We start from the raw sequence: 6,472 nt of genomic DNA on the forward strand, positions 1-6,472 counted from the left end.
GAAAACCACAATCGAATTTTTTCGATTGTGGTTTTTGTATCCCAATAATGAAGATGATCATCGTTGCTTATTTCCCGCGATCGAATGATCCGCCAGGATAAAGAGGAAACTAATCACGTAGAAAAAGGAGATCGTCAAACTACCAAATGCCTGACCGGCAGCGTATGCTGGATTTTTGGCAAGAACCGGCGCGTTTAAAAATAACACGGCGATGGTAATGACGATGGCACAGGCGATGAAGAGGATTCGATTGGCCTTCCGCTGAAAGAAATTGTGATAATCGACAAATCCCATTAAAATAATGACGTTCAAGAACCAAACGACGCTAAGGTAATGGATTCCAAATGGCATGGGTTTCAGGCGGTTGATAATGGTGATGAACAATAACACGATATTTAAATAGTAGCTGATGTGACTAATGAGTTCACTGCGTTTACTGAGAGTGTTCTGGTTTTCGTAATGGTTAATCATATTGGGATCCCTTCTTAATAACTGATCTAACGACAACTTATACGTATCGCTGAGTTTCACGAGCATTCCGATATCTGGGTAGCTACGGCCGGTTTCCCAGCTGGATACGGTTTTTCGTGAAACATGTAACTGAGTTGCAACTTCAGCCTGGGTAAGGTGGTGGCTTTCTCGCGCTTCTCGAATCTTGTCTCCAAAAGTCATTTTTTCTTTTCCTCCATCAACAATATAAGAGTCAGGGAAAGGGGAGGCAAGCGAATTTGGATGGTTGGTCGTCTAAGAATGGTAGCATCGAAAACCAAGCGAAAAGTGTGCGGCTTGGTTTCCGAATTGATTCCAAATAGAAAAGTGGGGCAACCATGAAGTACTCCCCAGTGGCAACAAATTATCGGTATACTTTAAGGCAAAGAGGAGGAACAGTTATGCGAATTGGTACTCAATTACAAAGACAACGCCAACTGAACGGATTATCTCAAAATCAGCTGGCCGAAGCGTTACATATATCTCGTCAATCAATTTCAAAGTGGGAAAATGGTTCGGCACTACCCAACTTTGCCAACGTCATGGCGATTAGTAACCTGTTTCACATTTCATTGGATGACTTAATTAAAGGAGATGCGGTATTAATGAATCAATTAGAGAATGAGCATAAAACCAGTAAGGTTGCCGACATTCTGATCATCGGTTTCGGGATGGCAATCTTTGTCTTTATTGTGCTAAGTTTGTTGAGCGTTTCAGAGGATGCGGTTGCGACTGGATTGTCACTCATTTCCGTTATCAGTTTTATCGGGTTGATCTTTTCCATTAAATGGCGGCTAATCAACCAAGCTCTTAAGAAAGGGGCCGTTGTTTGGGGCGCCATCTTGATTGCAACACTCCTGATCCCAGAATTTTATGGCTTTATTCAGGGGTTTATTGGCGGCATGCCACATTAAGCTTATTATATTAGACCAAATTAAAAGGTACTTGGAAGTGTCAGCAACGGTTAAATACCGTTAGTGTTACTTCTAAGCACCTTTATTTTGTTTGACTACTTCAGATATGACAACGGCTTTTGAACCTCAACTTTGGTGCCGTCATACTGATCCTTAATGTACTTCTGAATTGCTGGTTCGTGATACAACTTTACCAGCTTCTTGTAGTTCTTGTTATCTTTGTTCTTCTTGGCGGTTGCCAAAATGTTGATGTTGCTTCTGGTGTTCGTGTCAATCTTTTCGTGGAAGATGGAATCTTTCAAGACGTTAAGGTGACCTTCCAGGGCGACCGTATTAGAAATTAAGACGGCATCAAGGCTATGAAGGACCCGCGGACCAGTGGTATCATCGATTTCCTTGAATTTCAAATGTTTGGGGTTGGCCGCGATATCGTTGGTGTTGCCTAATGCTGGTAAGTTTTTCTTAAGTTTGATCAATCCCGCGCTTTGCAGCAGCAGTAAGCCGCGAGCCGTATTGGCCGGGTTATTGGCGATTGCGATGGTGGCGCCGTTTGGAATTTGGCTGATCTTTTTGTATTTATCGGAATAAATGCCCAGCGGTTCCAGGTAGGTGGTGCCAAGTGCGGCTAATTGACTGGATTTATGTTCCTTATTATAGGCAACCAGGTATGAGTAGGACTGAAAGGCATTGACGTCAACGCTGCCCTGCGCCGTGGCGTTGTTCAATTGAACGCCGTCAGTAATCTGCTTAACCTTAATCTTTAAGCCCAGTTGCTTAGCCTGCTTGCTGGTCGCAATGTGATTCCAAATATCATAGTCGGAACCTTGTGATCCAACGGTAATTGTCGCACTTTTGGACTGGGCGTGGCTGTTAGTTAAGGTGTGAATGCCAAATATAATTGCAATGATAACCACGATACTGATAATCGTGATGATTAAACCCTTTGCCTTCTTCATGAAATCTCTCCTTTATAGATGAACGGTTTTTTTAGCGAGCCAGTCGCCGATGATTTGGACTAAAAAGACCATGATCAAAATGACCAGCATGGCGGCCACCGTCACGTCATTTTCAAACCTGGCGTAACCGATACTAATGGCGATGTCGCCCAGACCTCCGGAACCAATGGCGCCGGCCATGGTGGTCAGGCCGATCAGACTGATGACCGTGACGATGGACGCCCGAATGAGATCGGGAAGACCTTCCCGCAGATAAATTCTGAAAATGATTTCGGGAATGCTCGAACCCATCGACCGGGGGGCTTCAATCACCTGGGGATCGATTTCCAATAGGGCGTTTTGAACCTGGCGCGCATAGAATGGAAAGATCCCGACAACCAGGGGCACCAGTGAGGCGGTCGTTCCAACAGTTGTGCCAACGATAAAGTTGGTAATTGGAAACATGACTGCCAGTAAAATAATGAACGGAATTGACCGCAGGAAATTGACAATCTTGTCGGTCAAACTGTAAACGTAGGGGTCTTCGGCAATCCCACCGCTCTGCGTGATGACGAGGACAATTCCCACGCCAAGCCCCAGTAAGCCGGCGATCAGTGAGGACCAAAATGTCATGTAGATGGTGTCCCAAATGGATTGGACAAATTGGGGCCAGATATGAATGACGTTAGGAAATATTTGTTTTAACATCTTGCTTGACCCCTTTCTTACCGGTTGCGATTAGTCGAACCCGCACGCCGTTTTGATTTAAAAAGTTGATGCCGTCAGCCAGCTGCTTGGTTTCACCCGACAGAATGATAATCAGGTAACCGATCGATGTTGACCCAATTCGCTCGATATTGCCAAATAAAATATTGGCTTTAAGTTTATAAAGTTCAGTCAAATCAGAAATTAACGATTGCTTGGTTGCCCGGCCGCGAAACTTCAGGAAGAGAAGCCGTTCATTGGCGGACAGGTCTTGAAGACTGCTGTCGGATTTGATTTGGTCCAGCGCTTCAGTCACGTTTGCCGATGAATCAACGAAGTTTTGGGTGAGCGGCTGCTTGGGATCAGAAAAGACCTCGGCAACTTCACCGCGCTCAATGATTTTTCCCTGATCCATGACGGCGACGTGATGACAAACGGATTTGATGACCTGCATTTCATGGGTAATAAGAACAATCGTCAGGCCAAGGGTCTCGTTAAGCTGTTTTAGTAATTTTAAAATGTCGTTGGTTGTCTTGGGGTCCAACGCACTAGTGGCTTCATCGCTGACCAAGATATCCGGATCGTTGGCCAGTGCCCGGGCGATTGCGACCCGTTGCTTTTGGCCGCCGGACAGTTGTTCGGGATAGGATTTCTCAAATTCACCGAGGCCGACCAATTCCAGTAATTTTTTGGCTTTAGCTTGGCGCTTGGCCTTACTAATCGATTGACTCAACAGCGGATATTCAACGTTATTGAGGACAGTTCGTGAATTCAGAAGGTTAAAGTGCTGGAAAATCATGCCGATCTTCTTACGGGCAGTTCGTAATTGCGGGTTGGACAGCTTTTGAAGATCCTTGCCACTCACCGTGACCGTTCCAGATGTTGGTTGTTGCAGGAGATTGATGGTTCGCACCAGGGTGCTTTTACCGGCACCAGAGTAGCCAATGATGCCGTATATATCGCCGGGTTGAATTTGTAAATTAACTTGGTCAACAGCGTGCAGCGACTTCCCATTTGATTGAAAAGTGACGCTCACGTTGTGAAGATCAATGATTGGGCTTGTCGATTCTGCCATGTTGCCACTTCCTTAACTAGATTTTTATTGATATCTCATTCCGCCATCAACCAGCAGGGATTGACCGGTAATGTAGCCAGCGTGCTTGGAAACAAACCAGGAAACGACTTCGGCAACGTCTGCCGGGGTGGCTTCTCTGCCCAGTGAGATTTCTGAGAGGGCGCTGGCCTGTTGTTCCTTAATGGAGACCTTCTTAATTTCGGCGGTGCGCTTGTCGATGCCGTCACGTAACGGGGTCCGAACGATGCCGGGATCGTAAGCGTTGACGGTGATTTGGTACTTAGCCAGTTCTTTAGATGCCGACTGAGTTAACCCGCGGATGCCAAATTTGGATGCTGAGTAGGCACTTTGCAGGGCGGAAGCTTCCACGCCGGCAAGGGATGCGGCGTTCACGATGCGGCCACCTTTACCTTGCTTGATAAATTGTTCAGCGGCTGCTTGGATGCCCCAGTAGGTGCCCTTCAGGTTAACGTCCAATAGGCGTTCAACGTCGTTGGGATGGGAATCGACAAACGTGTCGATGAAGGCTACCCCGGCGTTATTGATGAAGGCGGCCAATTCGCCGAGATCACTGACGGCGGTTTTTACTAAGTCAAAGACTTCGTCACGGTGGGCGACGTCAACGTAGTAAGCTTTGGCCTTGTAACCAGCATCTTTTAAGTCTTTGGCAACCTTTTTGGCGGTACGCTGGTTAATGTCAGCGACGGCAATCGCATAGCCGTCCTTGGCGAGTCGATGGGCGACCCCTTCGCCAATGCCTTGTCCCGCACCCGTTACAATTGCTAATTTTGTCATCATAACCACTCCTCTAAAATTTTAGGTATTAAAAAAGCACTCCTGTATTCAATCCATACAGAAGCGCTTCATCGCGATACCATTCTGAGTTTACTTAATCAGTTACCTAAAAAAGCCTCACCAACCATCTCTCGTAAGAAATGGTGTGTCCGGTAACGAGGACCAGTTCGTCTGGTGCTGTCGGCAACCCGATCACACCAGCCAATCATCGGCCATTTTCGTTTCCACCCAAAGATCGGCTTGCATCAAGCGCCGACTCTCTGAACAATGGGGGGAAACTACTTTCCGATTCAACTTGTTTAGATAACATTATTAAAATCCAATGAGATTAACACCATTAAAAATAACAGGATGACGGCAATTTGTCAACTGGTTTCTAATCTGGGTGAATGGATACGCAAAAGCGGAACACCAAATCGGCATTCCGCTTGATTGAAGGATGTGAACTGAAATTTGCCGCGTAAACTTGCAAGAGTGGTGGCATCAATTTTAGTCTGTTAAGCCTGGTTAACCAATTACAATTGTTTATCCTCCCGATAATCTCCCCTTTTAATTTGTAGATACCGGATAAAACCATCTATTAGGATCAGCCCAAGGCCAATAGCACCAATCAACATGTTAATTGAAAGGAGCTCTCCAGCCTGGATGATCCTGATAATCTCAAAGATCGCAAATAGTAACAGAATATAGTGCGAGATGAGATCCTTGTACTTTGACGGGAACCAACCGCGGTAATTTGAGCGCAATTTTAAGTGATTATTAAACGTAACATTGTGACTCGTCACTATCAATAATCTACCTCCCTTCTTCTGCCTGATCAGATCGATAACCAAGCTGGTGTGAGATTGAAAGCTTCGGCCGAAAGTTTTCAAAGATACAATGTGTCAGCGGCTTCATGTGAAATCTGTTGACAGTTAATAGGATTGTCTAAAGTGATTGGTATGGCAAGCTTGAATTTTAAGACAACCTCAAATCTTAGGAATTTAACCGTGTCTTTGTTTCGAACCCCTTTTTAAGACGAGGCGAATGAATTAACCGGTGATGGAGCTGTTCATTAAGAACGGTAACGCTGCCAATCACACGGCATTAGTTTGAGATACGGTTACTCGGACAAGCTCCGTCGCAGTGTTTTATCTTGGCTACCGAAATCTTTTACTTATTGTTTTTAGCGTATTCCACAAATTAAGAACAGGCTTCGACTTACCATTTCCACCACGTATTTTAACTAGGGCTTCATGATTGTTCAATAAAATGATTTCTGATTTTTCAGTTATTTTTGGCACTATGATTACCTCCGAAAATTTTGTGGAAAACATGAAAGGGTTTCGCATAAAAATTAGATAATAAATTTACGATCCCAGCAAGCTTAGAATCGAAGACATCACCAAGAATACTTATTTTCCAACACCTCTAATTTTAGAAAAAGTCCGCTTAAGTGGACTGATTAAGCTTTTATCGCCTATTAAATATTGGTTGTTAGTTGATGGATACCAAAATAGCGTGATGACGAGACTGATTGTTGTAAACATAATTAGGGTCTGTCTTAAAACAAGCTTTTT

At 44.7% G+C, this 6,472-nt stretch carries 6 protein-coding genes and 1 other annotated feature; of the genes, 1 reads left to right on the forward strand and 5 read right to left on the reverse strand.

Features of this window, described 5'->3' with window-relative positions; translation table 11 throughout:
* Window positions 1–57: 57 nt before the first annotated feature.
* The gene (locus FD47_RS09175) at window positions 58–672 is read right to left on the reverse strand and encodes a helix-turn-helix domain-containing protein (RefSeq protein ID WP_054735131.1); all 615 of its coding nucleotides are present in this window, start codon (window positions 670–672) and stop codon (window positions 58–60) included.
* A gap of 218 nt (window positions 673–890) precedes the next feature.
* Here FD47_RS09175 and FD47_RS09180 point away from each other — a divergent pair, with 218 nt between their 5' ends.
* Complete coding sequence (locus FD47_RS09180; protein ID WP_054735132.1) at window positions 891–1,403, forward strand: helix-turn-helix domain-containing protein; 513 nt, start codon at window positions 891–893, stop codon at window positions 1,401–1,403.
* A gap of 95 nt (window positions 1,404–1,498) precedes the next feature.
* Here FD47_RS09180 and FD47_RS09185 read toward each other — a convergent pair whose 3' ends face one another.
* The 4 genes from FD47_RS09185 to FD47_RS09200 are packed head-to-tail and all read right to left on the reverse strand — an operon-like array spanning window position 1,499 to window position 4,913.
* Window positions 1,499–2,359, reverse strand: a complete 861-nt coding sequence (locus tag FD47_RS09185; protein ID WP_054735134.1) for a MetQ/NlpA family ABC transporter substrate-binding protein — start codon at window positions 2,357–2,359, stop codon at window positions 1,499–1,501.
* A 12-nt stretch (window positions 2,360–2,371) separates the two neighbouring features.
* Window positions 2,372–3,046 carry a methionine ABC transporter permease gene (locus tag FD47_RS09190; protein ID WP_054735135.1) on the reverse strand — a complete coding sequence of 225 codons (675 nt, stop codon included), beginning with the start codon at window positions 3,044–3,046 and terminating at the stop codon, window positions 2,372–2,374.
* A complete protein-coding gene (locus FD47_RS09195; protein ID WP_056980573.1) occupies window positions 3,024–4,118 on the reverse strand; it encodes a methionine ABC transporter ATP-binding protein in 1,095 nt (364 codons plus the stop codon). The genes FD47_RS09190 and FD47_RS09195 overlap by 23 nt, the downstream gene beginning before the upstream one ends.
* Window positions 4,119–4,142: 24 nt before the next feature.
* Window positions 4,143–4,913, reverse strand: a complete 771-nt coding sequence (locus FD47_RS09200) for an acetoin reductase (RefSeq protein ID WP_056980575.1) — start codon at window positions 4,911–4,913, stop codon at window positions 4,143–4,145.
* Between the two features lie 56 nt (window positions 4,914–4,969).
* Window positions 4,970–5,216, reverse strand: a binding site (T-box leader).
* Window positions 5,217–6,472 lie beyond the last annotated feature (1,256 nt).

It is taken from the genome of Lentilactobacillus parafarraginis DSM 18390 = JCM 14109, assembly GCF_001435895.1.
Taxonomy (GTDB): Bacteria; Bacillota; Bacilli; order Lactobacillales; family Lactobacillaceae; genus Lentilactobacillus; species Lentilactobacillus parafarraginis.